The organism is Pseudomonas sp. GW821-FHT04D07, assembly GCF_059420225.1.
This window is the reverse complement of record NZ_JBWKTH010000007.1, coordinates 185,231-200,872: the sequence shown is the minus strand read 5'-3', so window position 1 is coordinate 200,872 and position 15,642 is coordinate 185,231. Positions and strand designations below refer to the sequence as shown.

The following is a 15,642-nucleotide window of genomic DNA, read 5'->3' as shown; positions in this document are numbered from 1 at the left end:
CGGACATCGGCACCAGGAAAAATCTGGCAACAAAAAGCACGAAGGCGACCCCAGGGTCGCCTTCGATCGCTTCGCGAACCGGTATTCGCGACAGACTTATTTTTTCTTTTTGCGTACGTACAACACCAGATTGTGGTCCACCAGATCGAAACCCTTCTCTTCGGCAATAGCCTTCTGAAGCTTCTCGATTTCCAGACTGGTGAATTCGATCACCTCGCTGGTATCCATGTCGACCATATGATCGTGATGCCCGCCGTCCGCCAGCTCGAATACCGCATGGCCGCCGTCGAAATTGTGGCGAACCACCAACCCGGCCGCTTCGAACTGGGTCAGTACACGGTAGACCGTTGCCAGGCCAACATCCTCGCCAGCTTCCATCAGCGCCTTGTAGACATCCTCGGCGCTCATGTGACGCTGCTCGGCGGAATCGAGCATTTGCAGAATTTTGACCCGTGGCAGAGTCACTTTTAAGCCGGCTTTACGTAGTTCGCTATTTTCAACCATGGTCAGCTTTCTCGCGATGCTGCTTCGCAGCTTCTCTTAATACGGGTATGATCGGGGTTTACGTTGTCCCAGCCAAGATAGTGGAAGTCGCCCACCGATGCAAAACACCAAGCTGTTGCTAACCAGTTTTACCTTAGTGGGACTGCTCGCACTCGCCGGTTGTTCATTCCCCGGGGTTTACAAAATCGACATCCAGCAGGGCAATGTCGTCACGCAGGACATGATAGACCAGTTGCGCCCGGGAATGACCCGCAAGCAAGTAAGGTTTATCATGGGCAACCCTCTGTTGACCGACACATTCCACGCCAATCGCTGGGATTACCTGTATAGCCTGCAGCCCGGTGGCGGTGAACGCCAACAGGAACGCATCAGCCTGCTGTTCAATGCCAATGATCAACTCGCCAGCCTGTCCGGCGACTTCAAGCCCGGCGTGAGCCGCGACGAAGCGATCCTCGGCAAGGACAGCGGCACCACGGTGAATGCTCCGGCGCAGAATGCCGAGAAGCCGAAACCCGAGAAGCCGGTCAAACCGGGCTCGCTGCTGGACCAGATCCAGAAAGATGTCGACGGTGTGAAAGCCGTACCGGTTCCGACGCCACAACCGCTGGACACCACGCCGCAGTAAAACGGCGACAGAAAAAAGCCCGGCATGTCCGGGTTTTTTTATGGCTACAGGTTTTGCGCCTTGGCCTTGGCTGCTTTTTCCGCACGCAGGCGCCGGACCTCCTTCGGATCCGCCAGCAAGGGACGATAGATCTCGATACGATCGCCTTCCGCCACTGCGCGGGTATCGGCATCGGCAATCGCCTTGCCGAAGACCCCGAGCGGACAGCCCACGACATCCAGCCCGGGAAATTGTCCGGCGATCCCCGACAGCCCCACCGCCGCCCGCAACGTCGTTCCCGCCGGCACTGACAGCGCCCGCAGGCACTGACGCCCGACATCGGCGTAAACCACCTCTATCGCAACCAATGACTCAGACATGGAGCTGCTTGGCCCGCTGGCAGAACGCATCCACCAGGGTATTGGCCGCCTGATTGAACAACGGCCCCAGGGTCGCCCGCACGATAGGCCCGGCGTAATCGAAGGTCAGGTCCAGGCTGATCTTGCAGGCCTTCTCCCCGAGGGCCTTGAACACCCAGACACCGTGCAGTTGATTGAAAGGCCCTTCTTCCAGGTTCATTTCAATCGACTGCCCCGGCACCAGCGTATTGCGGGTAACAAAATGCTGGCTCAAGCCGCCCTTGGCCACTGCCAGCGTAGCGCGCATGTGCAGCTCCGAGCTTTCCAGCACCTGGGCCGTCGAACACCACGGCAGGAACTCCGGGTAGCGCGCCACGTCGTTCACCAGGTCATAAAGCGCCTGTGCCGGGTAAGGCAGCAAGGCCGAGCGTTGAATATGGGTCGTCATGTCAGCGTTGATTCCACAGCTGGGCGGCAAACAAAAGTGCGCGCATTGTCCGGGATTCATCCTACGCGCTCAAGCACGCAGCTTCACCGTAGCCGAGTGGCGCGCAACTCCCTATAATGCCGCCCCTATGGCTAAACAGAAGAAACACCCCACAGGGACCATCGCGCAAAATAAAAAGGCGCGCCACGATTACTTCGTCGAACAAAGGTTCGAGGCTGGTCTGGTCCTGGCCGGCTGGGAAGTAAAGAGTCTGCGTGCAGGCAAGGCACAACTGGTCGACAGTTATGTACTGCTCAAGAACGGTGAAGCCTGGCTGTTTGGCAGCCACTTCACGCCGTTGACGACGGCCAGCACCCACGTGATTGCCGACCCGACGCGCACGCGCAAGCTACTGCTCAACCAGCGCGAGCTGGAAAAGATCCACGCGGCCGTGCAGCAGAAGGGCCATGCCTGTGTCTGCCTGTCGCTGTATTGGAGCAAGCACCTGGTCAAGTGCGAGATCGCCCTGGGCAAGGGCAAGAAGGAATACGACAAGCGCGATACCGAGCGCGAGCGCGATGCCAACCGGGACTTGCAGCGCGCCGTGCGCAACAAGGGCAAGGAAGACTAAACCCGAGGCACGACCGTCTTGACCTCAACACGGTCAGTGTGGGAGCTGGCTTGCCAGCGATGGCGCCCCTGCAAACGCCGCAAGGCTTGAGGGCCTCATCGCCGGCAAGCCGGCTCCTACAGGTTTTGCGTGATATTCAGATCGCGACGACACCCATGCACTCGCCTACAACCCCTTGCGCCGCTCCGCCCGCGCCACCCGCTGCACTTCCAGGCGCACTTCCTCCAGCACCTCCTGCACATACAGAATGTGCCGGCTGGACACTTCGCGCGCGTCTTCGGCACGCCCCTCGATAATCGCCAGGTACAGCTCGCGGTGCTGGCTGATCAGCATGTCCCGGGTTTCGCTGCGCTGCTTGTACATCCCACCAATATTGGTCAGCACATTGCGCTTGAGCAGATCGAACAAGCCGCGGATGGTATGCAGCAACACCGCGTTATGACTCGCCTCGGCAATCGCCAGGTGAAAACTCGCATCCGCCGCGCCCTCCTCCGCCCGCCCCACTTCGCCCGCCCGCCCATAACAGCTCTGCAACTGTTCAAAGGCCATGCGCAGGCGCTCCCGATCCATCTCGGTCGCCCGCAACGCAGCGTAATAAGCGCAGGACGCCTCCAGCGTATGGCGAAACTCCAGCAGGTCGCGCTGGGCTTCCGGGTTGCTTTCCAGCAGATGCAGCAACGGATCGCTAAAGGTCGAACCCAGCGACTCCACCACGTAATTGCCGCCGCCCTGGCGGCTGACCAGCAGCCCCTTGGCCGCCAGTTTCTGGATCGCCTCGCGCAGCGACGGCCGTGAGACACCGAACTGCTCGGCCAGCGCGCGCTCGGCCGGCAGCCGCTCACCAGCCTTGAGCGTGCCCTCGAGGATCATCTCCTCAAGCCGCAGGACAATATCGTCAGACAAACGGCGCTGACGAACCTGATCAAACCCCATCACTCACTCCTCACGATCCCGAACCCTTGCCGGGACGGTCTATTCTGGCTTATCGAGGCGCCGCCAGCACCTGCCAGACGCGACATAAATCACCCGTTCAGCCCTTCCGCCGAAGACCTATCAGACGAAAGTTTCAGGGCGGCAAATTGACACATCACCAACAAGGCTTTTAACCTAGCGTCCGGCGATTGTAAATTGGTATTACCAATTAGCCAAATCGACATCAGTGCCTGACCAACAACAATTAGGGGCCACCCCACTATGCAAACCTGGCAACAGCTCTACACACCTCTCGGCAGCCTCGGCCTGTCCGCTCTCACGGCCGTGATTCCCATCGTATTCTTCTTCCTGGCCCTGGCGGTGTTTCGCCTCAAGGGTCATGTCGCGGGCAGCATCACCCTTGTGTTGTCGATCCTGGTGGCGATCTTCGCCTTCAAGATGCCGGCCGACATGGCGCTCGCCGCCGCAGGTTACGGATTCGCCTACGGCTTGTGGCCCATTGCCTGGATCATTGTCGCGGCGGTGTTCCTCTACAAACTGACGGTCAAGAGCGGCCAGTTCGAAATCATCCGCAGCTCGGTGCTGTCGATTACCGACGACCAGCGCCTGCAAGTGCTGCTGATCGGCTTCTGCTTCGGCGCCTTCCTCGAAGGTGCCGCCGGCTTCGGCGCCCCGGTGGCGATCACCGCCGCCCTGCTGGTGGGCCTGGGCTTCAATCCGCTCTACGCCGCCGGCCTGTGCCTGATCGCCAACACCGCACCGGTGGCCTTCGGCGCCCTGGGTATCCCGATCATTGTCGCGGGCCAGGTCACCGGCCTCGACGCGTTCAAGATCGGCGCCATGGCCGGTCGTCAGTTGCCACTGCTGTCGCTGTTCGTACCGTTCTGGCTGGTGTTCATGATGGACGGCCTGCGCGGTGTGCGGGAAACCTGGCCGGCCGCCCTGGTGGCCGGCCTGAGCTTTGCCGTGACCCAGTTCTTCACCTCGAACTTCATCGGTCCGGAACTGCCGGACATCACCTCGGCGCTGGTCAGCCTGGTCTCGCTGACCCTGTTCCTGAAAGTCTGGCAACCCAAGCGTACCGCCGGCGTACAGATCGCCGGCGCCGCCGCGGGCGTGGTCAGCACCGCCAGTGTCGGCGGTTTCGGCCAACCGCGCAGCAGCCTCGCCTCACCCTACAGCCTGGGCCAGATCTTCAAGGCCTGGTCGCCGTTCCTGATCCTCACCGTACTGGTGACGATCTGGACCCTGAAGTCGTTCAAGGCACTGTTCGCCACTGGCGGCGCGATGTACGGCACGGTGTTCAACTTCGCCATCCCGCACCTGGACCAGTTGGTGATCAAGAGCGCGCCGATCGTCGCGACACCTACCGCGATTCCCGCCGTCTTCAAGCTCGACCCGATCGCGGCCACCGGCACGGCGATTTTCTTCTCCGCCCTGGTGTCGATGCTGATCCTGAAGATCACTATCAAAACTGGACTGACCACTTTTCGCGAAACCTTCTACGAGCTGCGCTGGCCGATCCTGTCCATCGGCATGGTGCTGGCCTTCGCCTTCGTCACCAACTACTCGGGCATGTCCTCGACCATGGCCCTGGTCCTGGCCGCGACCGGTACCGCGTTCCCATTCTTCTCGCCGTTCCTCGGCTGGCTGGGGGTATTCCTCACCGGCTCCGACACTTCGTCCAACGCCCTGTTCAGCTCGCTGCAAGCGACCACCGCGCACCAGATCGGCGTCAACGACATCCTGCTGGTGGCGGCCAATACCAGCGGCGGCGTCACCGGCAAGATGATCTCGCCACAATCGATCGCAGTGGCCTGCGCGGCCACCGGCCTGGTGGGCAAGGAGTCGGATCTGTTCCGCTTCACCCTCAAGCACAGCCTGTTCTTCGCCACGATTGTCGGCCTGATCACGCTGCTCCAGGCCTATATCTTCACCGGCATGCTGGTGCACTAAAGTGACCAGGACCGGGGGCCTGTCGAAGCCCCCGGCAACCGCTCCCTTTCAACCAACGCTGCGAGCCCCCATGATTATTTCCGCCGCTACCGATTACCGCGCAGCCGCCCAACGCAAGCTGCCACCGTTCCTGTTCCACTATGCCGACGGCGGCGCCTACGCCGAGCACACCCTGCGGCATAACGTCGAGGACCTGGCGAACATCGCCCTGCGTCAGCGCGTACTGAACAACATGTCCGAGCTGAGCCTGGAAACCCGCCTGTTCAATGAGACCCTGAGCATGCCGGTAGCCCTGGCGCCCGTCGGCCTGACCGGCATGTATGCCCGGCGCGGCGAGGTTCAGGCGGCTCGCGCGGCGGCGGCCAAGGGCATTCCCTTTACGATGTCGACCGTGTCGGTCTGTCCGATCGAGGAGGTGGCGCCCGCCATCGACCGGCCCATGTGGTTCCAGCTTTACGTGCTCAAGGACCGCGGCTTCATGCGCAATGCCCTGGAGCGCGCCAAGGCCGCGGGGGTCACCACCCTGGTCTTTACCGTGGACATGCCGGTGCCCGGTGCCCGCTACCGTGATGCGCATTCCGGGATGAGCGGCCCGAATGCGCCACTGCGGCGTGTCTGGCAAGCCATGACCCACCCACAGTGGGCCTGGGACGTGGGCCTGATGGGCAAGCCCCACGACCTCGGAAATATCTCGATGTATCGCGGCAACCCGACGGGCTTGGGCGACTACATCGGCTGGCTGGGCAACAACTTTGACCCGTCGATTTCCTGGAAGGACCTGGAGTGGATCCGCGAGTTCTGGGAGGGACCGATGGTCATCAAGGGCATTCTCGATCCGCAGGATGCCAGGGATGCAGTGAAGTTCGGTGCCGACGGCATCGTGGTCTCCAACCATGGCGGTCGCCAGCTCGACGGCGTGCTGTCCAGCGCCCGCGCGCTGCCGGCCATCGCCGATGCGGTGAAAGGCGACCTGAAGATCCTCGCCGACTCCGGCATCCGCAGCGGCCTGGACGTGGTACGTATGATCGCCCTGGGCGCGGACACCGTGCTGATCGGCCGTGCGTTCCTCTACGCCCTCGCCGTCGCTGGCGAAGCCGGGGTGAAGAACCTGCTGGACCTGTTCGAGAAGGAAATGCGCGTGGCCATGGTGCTCACCGGCGCCAAGTCCATCAGCGAGATCAACCGTGATTCGCTGGTTCGTGAACTGGGCGCCTGAACCTCGCACCCCTACGAATCACCGCCTGATTGAACGGGGCACGTCGCGCACCAGACGCCGCGCCCCCGTGAGGAGTTTGCATGAGCCTGCCCCAATCGTTCCTCCACGCGGTCGAACGCCTGATCCCCGGCGAGCGCCGTTTCGATGACCCGCTCTCGACCCTGGCCTTCGGCACCGACGCCAGCTTCTACCGGTTGATCCCCAAGCTGGTGATCCGCGTCGAATCCGAAGATGAGGTCGTCGCCCTGCTCAAGCTGGCGAGCCGCGACCAGGTCGCGGTGACCTTCCGTGCCGCCGGCACCAGCCTTTCAGGCCAGGCCATCAGCGACTCGGTGCTGATCGTGCTCGGCGACCAGTGGAACGCTCGAGAGATTCGCGATCAAGGCGCGCGAATCCGCCTGCAACCCGGCGTTATCGGTGCCCAGGCCAATGCCTGGCTGGCCCCGTTCGGACGCAAGATCGGCCCGGACCCGGCCTCGATCAACGCCTGCAAGATCGGCGGCATCGTCGCCAACAATGCCAGCGGCATGTGCTGCGGCACCGCGCAGAACACCTACCACACCCTCGCCGGAATGCGCCTGGTGCTGGCCGACGGCAGCCGCCTGGACACCGAGGATACGGCCAGCGTCGCGGCCTTTCGCCAGAGCCATGGCTCGCTGCTCCATCAACTTTCGGTATTAGCCCGGGAAACCCGAGCCAACAGCGAGTTGGCGGCAAAGATCCGACACAAGTACCGGCTGAAAAACACCACCGGCCTGTCCCTCAATGCCCTGGTGGATTTCGATGAACCGCTGGAGATCCTCAGCCACTTGCTGGTGGGCTCCGAGGGGACCCTCGGGTTTATCAGCGCGGTGACCTACGACACAGTGATCGACCACCCGAACAAGGCCTCGGCGCTGATCGTCTTCCCCGATGTGGAGACCTGCTGCACCGCCGTGACCGTATTGAAAAGCCAGCCGGTGTCCGCCGTCGAACTGCTCGACCGCCGCAGCCTGCGCTCGGTGCAGGACAAGCCGGGCATGCCGGCGTTCGTGCGTGAACTGTCCGACGGCGCCTGCGCTCTGCTGATCGAATCCCGCGCGGCCTCCTCGTCACTGCTGCAGGAGCAAAGGCGGCAGATCATGACGTCACTGGCGCCGTTCCCAGTGGAAAAGCAGGTCGACTTCACTGAAGACCCGACCGAAAACGCCCGACTCTGGGCGATCCGCAAGGATACCTTTCCCGCCGTCGGCGCCGTGCGCAAGACCGGCACCACAGTGATCATCGAAGACGTGACCTTCCCGGTCGAACAACTGGCCATCGGCGTCAACCGCCTGATCGCGCTGTTCGACAAACACCATTACGACGAAGCGATCCTGTTCGGCCATGCCCTGGAAGGCAACCTGCACTTCGTCTTTACCCAGGGCTTCAACAACGCCGCCGAAGTGTCCCGCTACCAGGCGTTCATGGATGACGTCGCGCATCTGGTGGCCGTCGAGTTCGGCGGCTCGCTCAAGGCCGAACACGGCACCGGGCGCAACATGGCGCCCTTTGTCGAACTGGAATGGGGCCAGGACGCCTACCAGTTGATGTGGGCCATCAAGCGCCTGCTCGACCCCCAGGGCATTCTCAACCCGGACGTGGTGCTCAGCGACGACCCGCAGATTCACCTCAAGCACCTCAAGCCGTTGCCGGCCGCCGATGAGATCGTCGACAAATGCATCGAGTGTGGCTTCTGCGAACCGGTCTGCCCGTCGAAGGGGCTGACCTTGAGCCCGCGCCAGCGGATCGTGATCTGGCGCGATATCCAGGCGAAAAAACGCGCTGGGGTCGACACCACTGAACTGGAGGCGGCCTATCAGTACCAGGGCATCGACACCTGTGCCGCGACCGGGCTCTGCGCACAACGCTGCCCGGTGGGCATCAATACCGGCGAGCTGGTGAAAAAGCTGCGGGGCGAGCACGCCAGCCACGGGAAAACCGTCGACTGGCTGGGCACGCATTTCGCCACGGTATTGCAAGGTGTGCGCTTTACCCTGCATGTTGCCAATGGCGCGCGCATGCTGCTCGGGGCGCCGCGCCTGGCGAAGCTGTCATCGGGCCTGACACGTTTGTCCAAGGGCCGCGTGCCGCAATGGACCAGCGCCATGCCGCAGCCAGAGCGCGTGGTGCGCTTCAGCCCGGCGGTCAGCGACGAGCGACCACGGGTGGTCTATCTGGCGGCGTGCGTATCGCGGGTGATGGGTCCGGCGGCGGGTGACAAGGAGCAGATGTCGCTGCTGGACAAGACCCGTGGCCTGTTGGAAAAAGCCGGTTACCAGGTGGTGTTCCCGGACAACACCGACCAGCTTTGCTGCGGCCAACCGTTCGCCTCCAAGGGCTACGCCGAGCAGGCCGAGCACAAACGCCAGGAGCTGATCGGCGCACTGCTGCACGCCAGCCGTGGCGGCCTCGACCCGATCTACTGCGACACCAGCCCGTGCACCTTGCGATTGGTGCAAGACCTGGGCGATACCCGCCTCGACCTCTACGACCCGGTGCGTTTCATTCGCACGCATTTAGTGGAGCGGCTGGAATTCACGCCACAGGACGCGCCGATTGCGGTGCACGTGACCTGCAGCACCCAGCACCTGGGCGAAAGCCAGGCGCTGATCGACCTGGCGCGGCGTTGCAGCCATAACGTGGTGATTCCGGAAGGCATTCACTGCTGTGGTTTTGCCGGCGACAAGGGCTTCACCACTCCGGAACTGAATGCCCACTCGCTGCGGACCTTGAAGGACGCCGTGCAGTATTGCGAAGAAGGGATCTCCACCAGTCGCACCTGCGAGATCGGCTTGAGCCTGCATGGCGGGATCGACTACCACGGGCTGGTGTACCTGGTGGATCGGGTGACCCGGGCCAAGTCGGCACACGGATAAAAATAGAACCTTGGCCAGCGGCGGTAGTCCATAGAGCGAGTCCCGCGAGCGCGGGACGTCCCCCTACTCGACAGTCCGCTCTGATCACCAATGAAATCGGGTCACTCAGTTCAAGGAGATACACATGAAGCGTTCCGTGCTGCTGGGCCTGTTTGTCAGCACTTGCGTCATCGCCGCCCCGGTGTTTGCCTCGGCCGAGAAGGACCTTTGCGCGATGAACCTGCAGAGCCTCAACAGTGCCAAGACCCAGTTGGACTCCAACCGGCAGGCCAACCTCGAGACCAGCATCCAGCAGGCCAAGGCCGCCGCGGATAGAAACACCAACGACAGCGCCAGGGAGTGCGTCGCCATCACCGAGCGGGCGCTCCAGGAAATCCGCAACAGCCCCAAAGCCGGCCAGTAAAGCGGGTCAGCATCGGGATGGCCTTGCGAGCCAGATTGGCGTACACTGTGCATGCCTGCTGGTTACGTACAGCAGGCACGGGGCCGTTTAGGATTCGACGCCGGTCGCGAAACTCTAGGTGCATGCCGAGTTGGTAACAGAACTCGTAAATCCACTGTTGCAACTACTTATAGTTGCCAATGACGACCATTACGGGGAACAAGCTCTCGCTGCGTAAGCGGCGCTAGCCTTCCTCCTGGCTACTTCGGTGCCAGCAATCATCAGGGGATGTCTGTAAACCCAAAATGATTGTCATATAGAACAGAATCGCCGTGCAGTACGTTGTGGACGAATCGGCTAAAACTTACACAACTCGCCCAAAGCACCCTGCCCGTCGGGTCGCTGCGGGTTAACTTAATAGACACGGCTACGCATGTAGTACCGACAGCGGAGTACTGGCGGACGGGGGTTCAAATCCCCCCGGCTCCACCACTTCATCATCTAAAGACGTCCACGGACGTCTTTTTTTGTGCCTGAAATCCAGTGAATACCGGGATTTCAGCGCTTATGGGGGCTTTGCCGGGTTTCTGAGTTCCAGGCGCTTTGGTATCCCAAGTGGTATCCCGGACTGCCAAATGCTATTTTCAGGATACCAAAACGGTGCTGGAGGTAGCCCCCATGCCTACTAACGCAACCCGCCTCTCCGATCGCCAGCTCAAGGCAGTCAAGGCAACTGGTAAAGACTTCGTCCTCAGCGACGGCGATGGCTTACAGCTTCGAGTACGCGCGAGCGGCTCAATGATGTGGAATTTCAATTACCGCGAGCCGTTGACCAGAAGCCGTATCAACATGGCGCTTGGTCCATACCCCAACCTCTAAGAAAGCCGCAGAGGCACGTGGGTTGCTCGCTTTTGGCACTGATCCCAAAACCCAGCGTGATGAGGTAAGGCAAACCAAACTCGCTGAGACTGAACACACTTTCGAGAAGGTGGCCACTGCTTGGTTCGAGCTGAAGAAAGACTCCGTAAAATGAAGCAGAATACTTTGCGCTCCATTAAGCCGAAGCGTGGCAGCCTGCCGTAGCTTAATCGCGGTATTTTCAGGGGAAAGAGAAGCTGTATCTATTGTGTGGGGCTTGGGTAAGCCAAATGCGCCGTCGACTGTCTTGAACGTTCTTCTCGACAATGCCCTTTTCCCAGCCAGAGGCTACGTTGCAGAAGTCCGGATCGAACAGGTAGTGCGCGCCTGTAGAACCAACTGACTGCTTCCATCTTCTTGCCACAGTTTCGGCAGTTCACCCGGCGTAGCAGCACTTTTAACTGAACGCTGTGGCCCAGGATCGGCAAGTCACGAATTGATCGTTCGCAATACTCATGAATGGTCGTGCACGGCTGGAGGCAAGCTCCTCAAGTGGGTCATTGGGTAGCAATAGGAGTCAGTGTGATTTGAAGCGTGTCACCGTCAGGTTTGATGGTGATAATAGAAAAGCCCGCCCAAAAGGGAAGAAACGTATTAATATCGTGCCTAAGAACGCCGGTTTTTTAGATGTGTTTGCTCACACGAACATCATCCATCAAATCGGTGTTCTTGTTTCTGTGTTTCCCGGGATTCCGTGAAGAACCCAATGTTTTCCCGTCGCGGTCAGGCTACCCTTGCCTAGGGCCAGTAATCCCAATACCGATCACTGGCCCGACCAGTCAACCAAGCCATGACAACACCACCCTGCGTCATCAGTGTGTCCGAAAGTAATTTTCGGTGCAGATAGAGCGTAACAAAGTCAATTCAAGGAGAATGACAGTGAAATGGATGGATGATCTGCTGGACACGATCGACAATGCCCGAACCGAAGCTGAATTGTTGGCCCGGATCGTAAGCACTGCGAGACACCTAGGGTTCGACTATTGCGCCTATGGGATCCGAATCCCCATACCCGTCACCCGCCCCAAGGTCGTGATGAGCAACAATTTTCTGCCTTCGTGGCGACAACGCTATGTCCAATGCGAATACATGGCCGTGGACCCGACGGTACAACACTGCACGAAATCGACGACACCGATTGTCTGGGACGAGCAAATGACCCAGCAAAGCCCGCAGATGTGGGAGGAGGCCCACGCCGCCGGACTAGTCCACGGTTGGGCGCAATCCTGTCTGGACGGCCGCGGCAGCGGCGGCATGCTGACACTGGCGCGCCCCAGCGACCCTATTACTACCCAAGAGCTTGCCGCCAATCAAAAATACATGCGGTTTTTGGTGCATGTCGCCCATCAGGGTTTCTTGCGCGTGCTGACACCGCACTGGCAATTACCGCAGGAAAAATCGCTGTCGCGGCGCGAATGTGAAGTCCTTAAGTGGGCAGCCGACGGCAAGACCGCCTACGAGATCGGTTTGATCCTCTCGCTATCGCGGGAAACCATCAAATTTCACCTGCGCAATGCAGGCTCGAAACTGGGCGTCCATAACTGCACCGCTACCGTAGTGCGCGCAACTTCACTGGGCTTGCTCACCTGACACACCACTCATTTCCGCACCTCTGAAGCGTTAACATCGCTGAGTGATAACAACAATAATAATACTCGCATCTTGACGACACACCTGCCCAAAAGAGCAGTACCTAAGCATTCGATTATTCTGCCGAATGCCCCCTCGATTATTTGCCGAGGGTTCCTCATGTATATGACCACGGGTACGCGCCTTACCTTACCGATAGAACTGTGGCAGGCCCTGCTGCAATACCGCTATCGCGTATTTGTCGAGAAGCTTGGATGGCATCTGGAGTGTGCGATCGGTGAGGAATTGGATCAATTCGATCGCGACGACACGGTATATGTGATCGCCCATCAAGGCCCGCGCATCGTCGGCGTAGCGCGGCTGCTGCCCACGCACAAGCCCTATCTGCTGGGAGAAGTGTTTCCCCAGGTGATCGGCGGCCAGGCACTCCCCCATTCCGCGGACATCTGGGAAATCTCCCGTTTTGCCGCCGTCGACCTGCAACAACGGACCTTCACTGGCCATTCACTGTCATCGCCGAACGCCGTGGCGCTACTGCACGAAGTGCTCAAGGTCGCGGCTCTCCACGGGGTTCGCCAATTGATCACGGTATCTCCGCCGGGGATTGCCCGATTGTTGCGCAAAGCGGGCTTCGACGCTCATTGCGACGACAAACTGACCGTGATCGACGGGCACAAGATCATGGCCAACTGGATCAGGGTACCGCCCAGCCTTGTTGATCGAGAAGTGGCCTGAAGCACTACGAGTGGCCTGCCGCTGCCGGCAAGTTGGCCAAACCGCCTCCCCAAAAGGTTAGGTTACAACTTCAGGCACCTGCTCTTAAATAGTGCTGCATCGGCATTCCAACCGACTTATTTATATAAAGGACACGCGCCCTACGTGAAAAAAGTCATTGTTATTTCTGGCCATCCTGACCTCTCGGTTTCCCGCGTCAATATCGCGATCATGAGCAAGATCAGCCATCGTGGCGTCAAGGTCCATAGCCTGGCCAGCGCGGTAACGCCCACCGGGTTCGATATTCGTGCAGAGCAGGCGTTGCTCGATGCCCATGACCGCATCGTGTTGCTGTTTCCGCTGTATTGGTATTCCTGCCCGGCAATCATGAAGCAGTGGATCGACGAAGTGTTCACCCCCGGCTATGCCTACGCACGCGGCGGCGACAAGCTCAAGAACAAGGAGTTCATGATCATCACCACGGTGGGTGCACCATCCACAGGCTACCGCGCTGGCGGGTTCAACCGTTACACACTGGATGAATTGCTCAGGCCTTTGCAGCAGACGGTGGCGTACGTCAAAGGTATCTACCTGCCTGTCGTCGGGATCTACGAATCGGTATTCATCGATGACGAGTCAATCGACGTCACCTCTCAGAATGTCGCCGAACAGGTCATTGAGGACCAGGCATCCGCCGACCAGCTCTACGAAAACATGCTGTTGCAGGCCGAGCAGGCGCAAATCGCCCTGCTGCAATAAGGTGTCATCAATCATGAAGACGCCAAACGACCAGATCCCACCGTGCGCCAGCCTGGTGGCCGCGCACCATGAGCTGGGTTTTCTGCATTCGGCCAGCGCGATCATCGACACCGAATCCACGGTATTCGAACTGTACTGCCTGATGACGGCCGCGACGCCCGCCTGGCTCAAAGGCGCGTTCAGGCTGCGCGACAGCATCTCGCAGCACTTTCACGTCGAGAGGATCGGCGGGTTCTCGGGCGTCACACCACAGTGCGTCCCGGCGGTCGGCGAAAAGCTCGATTTCTTCACCATCGAGGCCATCAGCGCACAGAAGCTGGTACTGACCTCACGCGATACCCATCTGGCGGTCATGGTCTCGATCGATGCAACACTCACGCAACCGCGTTGCCTGCATATCACCACCTCCGTCAAGACCTTCAATACTTTCGGCCGCCTGTACATGCTGCCGGTGGCGCCGGTACATGGGGTCATCATCAAGCTTTTGCTGTCCCATCTCCCCCTACATTCCCCAACTCGCTCACTTGGAGATCGCAACTCATGAACAGCGCAGACTCGATTGACCCTCATCTGTTGCACAAAGACACACCCAAGGATGTTCTGATCGCTCGACCAAGGCTGATTCTGCCCAGTTTTCTCAGCGCTCCGATCGGTGCCGAAATACTGGCTGGCAACGCGCAGGATCAGGCTCTGTTCAAGGAGCTGTACCGTGCGCAAGATGGCCAGTATGTGCTGCGCTATCTGCCCTTGACCATCAGCGCGGAACAGGCGGGCACACTCTCCACCTTCGAGATCCGCCTGACCGATTTCTATACCGAGTGCGGCGACCACTTCATCCTCACGGCTGAATTCATCCCCCAGCAGGCCCAACGCTACCTGGCCCAGCATTTTCAGGGCGGTGATGCCGAGATACCGTCCGACCAGGTATTACGCATGATCGAATGCCTTGAAGCGCTCGCGCAGTGGGATAAGGCCAGGCAGGGGTCTTATCTGTTGATCAACGACACCAAGAATTACTACTTCTACAACAAGCAGCACGAACATGTGCCGGGCCTGATGTTGATCGAAGTGGCCAGGCAAGCCATGTACCACTATGTCTACAACTACTTGGGACACCAGCGTGGCGCAGTTTCCATTTCCATCGAAGACTTGCGCATTTCCTTCAATGCCTACACCGAATCGGCCTATGAAGTCGAAATCGTGGTGCAGCAGGCCAAGGGCCTCAAGCGATCACAACCCAAGTCCATCGACAAGTGCGCGAACTTCTATCAGAACGGTCGGCTGGTGTCGCGTCTTTGGCTGCAAGGCGCAGTGATCAAGTTACCGCTGTTCAAACGCATGCGCTCGTTGAACTACCCTCAGGATCATTGGTTTGCCCCTTCCGATCGCTTGCCCAAGAATATCCTCGTGCATCACGCCGATAGCGTGTTGCACGCCAGGCTGAGCCTGCTCTCGGTACTGGGAGTGCTGGTGACTCATCAAGCCGGGGCCATCGATTGGAGCACGGTCAGTACCGTATCGCTCTACATAGAAGGGGGTGGTTTCCTCAGCCTGCCAGTCGCTTCGATCTGCTCCACCAGCGAATCCGATCAGCGGGTGCTGGTGTTCGGCAAGCTGTCCAAGGACCAGGCCAGCGAGCTCCGTGAAACGATCAAGTGCCACTGCTTCTTTGCCGGGCAGATGCAATGGGCCGCTGCCTCTTCGCCTGCCCCTCTCGCCCACGAGCAAATCGTGGCATGAGGATCGTGCGCC

General features: G+C 60.0%; 16 protein-coding genes, 1 other RNA gene and 1 pseudogene. 14 read left to right on the top strand and 4 right to left on the bottom strand.

The window, feature by feature from the left end; all coding sequences use genetic code 11:
• Nucleotides 1–96: 96 nt before the first annotated feature.
• Complete coding sequence (gene fur / locus AC07T0_RS12040) at nt 97–504, bottom strand: ferric iron uptake transcriptional regulator (protein WP_495001382.1); 408 nt, start codon at nt 502–504, stop codon at nt 97–99.
• Between the two features lie 97 nt (nt 505–601).
• Here fur and AC07T0_RS12035 point away from each other — a divergent pair, with 97 nt between their 5' ends.
• Nucleotides 602–1,129, top strand: a complete 528-nt coding sequence (locus AC07T0_RS12035) for an outer membrane protein assembly factor BamE (protein WP_495001381.1) — start codon at nt 602–604, stop codon at nt 1,127–1,129.
• A 44-nt stretch (nt 1,130–1,173) separates the two neighbouring features.
• Here AC07T0_RS12035 and AC07T0_RS12030 read toward each other — a convergent pair whose 3' ends face one another.
• Nucleotides 1,174–1,488 carry an RnfH family protein gene (locus tag AC07T0_RS12030; protein ID WP_495001380.1) on the bottom strand — a complete coding sequence of 105 codons (315 nt, stop codon included), beginning with the start codon at nt 1,486–1,488 and terminating at the stop codon, nt 1,174–1,176.
• On the bottom strand, nt 1,481–1,915 hold the full coding sequence (locus tag AC07T0_RS12025) for a type II toxin-antitoxin system RatA family toxin (RefSeq protein WP_495001379.1): 435 nt from the start codon (nt 1,913–1,915) through the stop codon (nt 1,481–1,483). Before AC07T0_RS12025 ends, AC07T0_RS12030 begins: the two co-directional genes overlap by 8 nt.
• Nucleotides 1,916–2,042: 127 nt before the next feature.
• Between AC07T0_RS12025 and smpB the strand changes: the two genes are divergently transcribed.
• Complete coding sequence (smpB, locus tag AC07T0_RS12020; protein ID WP_100939616.1) at nt 2,043–2,525, top strand: SsrA-binding protein SmpB; 483 nt, start codon at nt 2,043–2,045, stop codon at nt 2,523–2,525.
• 165 nt (nt 2,526–2,690) lie between these two features.
• Here smpB and AC07T0_RS12015 read toward each other — a convergent pair whose 3' ends face one another.
• A complete protein-coding gene (locus AC07T0_RS12015; RefSeq protein WP_495001378.1) occupies nt 2,691–3,458 on the bottom strand; it encodes a GntR family transcriptional regulator in 768 nt (255 codons plus the stop codon).
• Nucleotides 3,459–3,719: 261 nt separating this feature from the next.
• On the opposite strand from AC07T0_RS12015, the gene AC07T0_RS12010 reads away from it, so the two are divergent.
• The 12 genes and pseudogenes from AC07T0_RS12010 (at nt 3,720) to AC07T0_RS11955 (ending at nt 15,630) form a co-directional block, all read left to right on the top strand.
• Nucleotides 3,720–5,414 carry a lactate permease LctP family transporter gene (locus tag AC07T0_RS12010; protein WP_495001377.1) on the top strand — a complete coding sequence of 565 codons (1,695 nt, stop codon included), beginning with the start codon at nt 3,720–3,722 and terminating at the stop codon, nt 5,412–5,414.
• A gap of 70 nt (nt 5,415–5,484) precedes the next feature.
• Nucleotides 5,485–6,630, top strand: a complete 1,146-nt coding sequence (lldD, locus tag AC07T0_RS12005) for an FMN-dependent L-lactate dehydrogenase LldD (RefSeq protein WP_495001376.1) — start codon at nt 5,485–5,487, stop codon at nt 6,628–6,630.
• Nucleotides 6,631–6,710: 80 nt separating this feature from the next.
• The gene (locus AC07T0_RS12000) at nt 6,711–9,527 is read left to right on the top strand and encodes an FAD-binding and (Fe-S)-binding domain-containing protein (protein WP_495001375.1); all 2,817 of its coding nucleotides are present in this window, start codon (nt 6,711–6,713) and stop codon (nt 9,525–9,527) included.
• A gap of 124 nt (nt 9,528–9,651) precedes the next feature.
• Nucleotides 9,652–9,930 carry a PA2433 domain-containing protein gene (locus AC07T0_RS11995; RefSeq protein ID WP_495001374.1) on the top strand — a complete coding sequence of 93 codons (279 nt, stop codon included), beginning with the start codon at nt 9,652–9,654 and terminating at the stop codon, nt 9,928–9,930.
• A 79-nt stretch (nt 9,931–10,009) separates the two neighbouring features.
• Nucleotides 10,010–10,401: a transfer-messenger RNA gene (gene ssrA / locus AC07T0_RS11990) on the top strand.
• Between the two features lie 186 nt (nt 10,402–10,587).
• Nucleotides 10,588–10,936 (top strand): annotated as a pseudogene (locus AC07T0_RS11985) (integrase arm-type DNA-binding domain-containing protein); the annotation flags it as partial.
• Nucleotides 10,937–11,354: 418 nt separating this feature from the next.
• Entirely contained in the window at nt 11,355–11,525 is a 171-nt protein-coding gene (locus AC07T0_RS11980; protein ID WP_495001373.1) for a hypothetical protein, read from the top strand.
• Nucleotides 11,526–11,700: 175 nt separating this feature from the next.
• Nucleotides 11,701–12,417 carry a helix-turn-helix transcriptional regulator gene (locus AC07T0_RS11975; protein WP_495001372.1) on the top strand — a complete coding sequence of 239 codons (717 nt, stop codon included), beginning with the start codon at nt 11,701–11,703 and terminating at the stop codon, nt 12,415–12,417.
• Nucleotides 12,418–12,576: 159 nt separating this feature from the next.
• Nucleotides 12,577–13,152, top strand: coding sequence for an acyl-homoserine-lactone synthase (locus tag AC07T0_RS11970; RefSeq protein ID WP_495001371.1), 576 nt, complete (start codon nt 12,577–12,579; stop codon nt 13,150–13,152).
• A gap of 144 nt (nt 13,153–13,296) precedes the next feature.
• Nucleotides 13,297–13,890, top strand: a complete 594-nt coding sequence (locus tag AC07T0_RS11965; protein ID WP_495001370.1) for an NAD(P)H-dependent oxidoreductase — start codon at nt 13,297–13,299, stop codon at nt 13,888–13,890.
• 13 nt (nt 13,891–13,903) lie between these two features.
• Nucleotides 13,904–14,434 carry a DUF2867 domain-containing protein gene (locus AC07T0_RS11960; RefSeq protein WP_495001369.1) on the top strand — a complete coding sequence of 177 codons (531 nt, stop codon included), beginning with the start codon at nt 13,904–13,906 and terminating at the stop codon, nt 14,432–14,434.
• Nucleotides 14,431–15,630: an AfsA-related hotdog domain-containing protein gene (locus tag AC07T0_RS11955; protein ID WP_495001368.1), complete on the top strand. Its 1,200-nt coding sequence runs from the start codon at nt 14,431–14,433 to the stop codon at nt 15,628–15,630. The genes AC07T0_RS11960 and AC07T0_RS11955 overlap by 4 nt, the downstream gene beginning before the upstream one ends.
• The last annotated feature ends 12 nt before the right edge of the window (nt 15,631–15,642 follow it).

Bases quoted from the DNA above. Each gene is read 5' to 3' on its own strand.
- fur (WP_495001382.1), bottom strand. From the start codon at position 504: ATGGTTGAAAATAGCGAACTACGTAAAGCCGGCTTAAAAGTGACTCTG.
- AC07T0_RS12035 (WP_495001381.1), top strand. From the start codon at position 602: ATGCAAAACACCAAGCTGTTGCTAACCAGTTTTACCTTAGTGGGACTG.
- AC07T0_RS12030 (WP_495001380.1), bottom strand. From the start codon at position 1,488: ATGTCTGAGTCATTGGTTGCGATAGAGGTGGTTTACGCCGATGTCGGG.
- AC07T0_RS12025 (WP_495001379.1), bottom strand. From the start codon at position 1,915: ATGACGACCCATATTCAACGCTCGGCCTTGCTGCCTTACCCGGCACAG.
- smpB (WP_100939616.1), top strand. From the start codon at position 2,043: ATGGCTAAACAGAAGAAACACCCCACAGGGACCATCGCGCAAAATAAA.
- AC07T0_RS12015 (WP_495001378.1), bottom strand. From the start codon at position 3,458: ATGGGGTTTGATCAGGTTCGTCAGCGCCGTTTGTCTGACGATATTGTC.
- AC07T0_RS12010 (WP_495001377.1), top strand. From the start codon at position 3,720: ATGCAAACCTGGCAACAGCTCTACACACCTCTCGGCAGCCTCGGCCTG.
- lldD (WP_495001376.1), top strand. From the start codon at position 5,485: ATGATTATTTCCGCCGCTACCGATTACCGCGCAGCCGCCCAACGCAAG.
- AC07T0_RS12000 (WP_495001375.1), top strand. From the start codon at position 6,711: ATGAGCCTGCCCCAATCGTTCCTCCACGCGGTCGAACGCCTGATCCCC.
- AC07T0_RS11995 (WP_495001374.1), top strand. From the start codon at position 9,652: ATGAAGCGTTCCGTGCTGCTGGGCCTGTTTGTCAGCACTTGCGTCATC.
- AC07T0_RS11975 (WP_495001372.1), top strand. From the start codon at position 11,701: ATGACAGTGAAATGGATGGATGATCTGCTGGACACGATCGACAATGCC.
- AC07T0_RS11970 (WP_495001371.1), top strand. From the start codon at position 12,577: ATGTATATGACCACGGGTACGCGCCTTACCTTACCGATAGAACTGTGG.
- AC07T0_RS11960 (WP_495001369.1), top strand. From the start codon at position 13,904: ATGAAGACGCCAAACGACCAGATCCCACCGTGCGCCAGCCTGGTGGCC.
- AC07T0_RS11955 (WP_495001368.1), top strand. From the start codon at position 14,431: ATGAACAGCGCAGACTCGATTGACCCTCATCTGTTGCACAAAGACACA.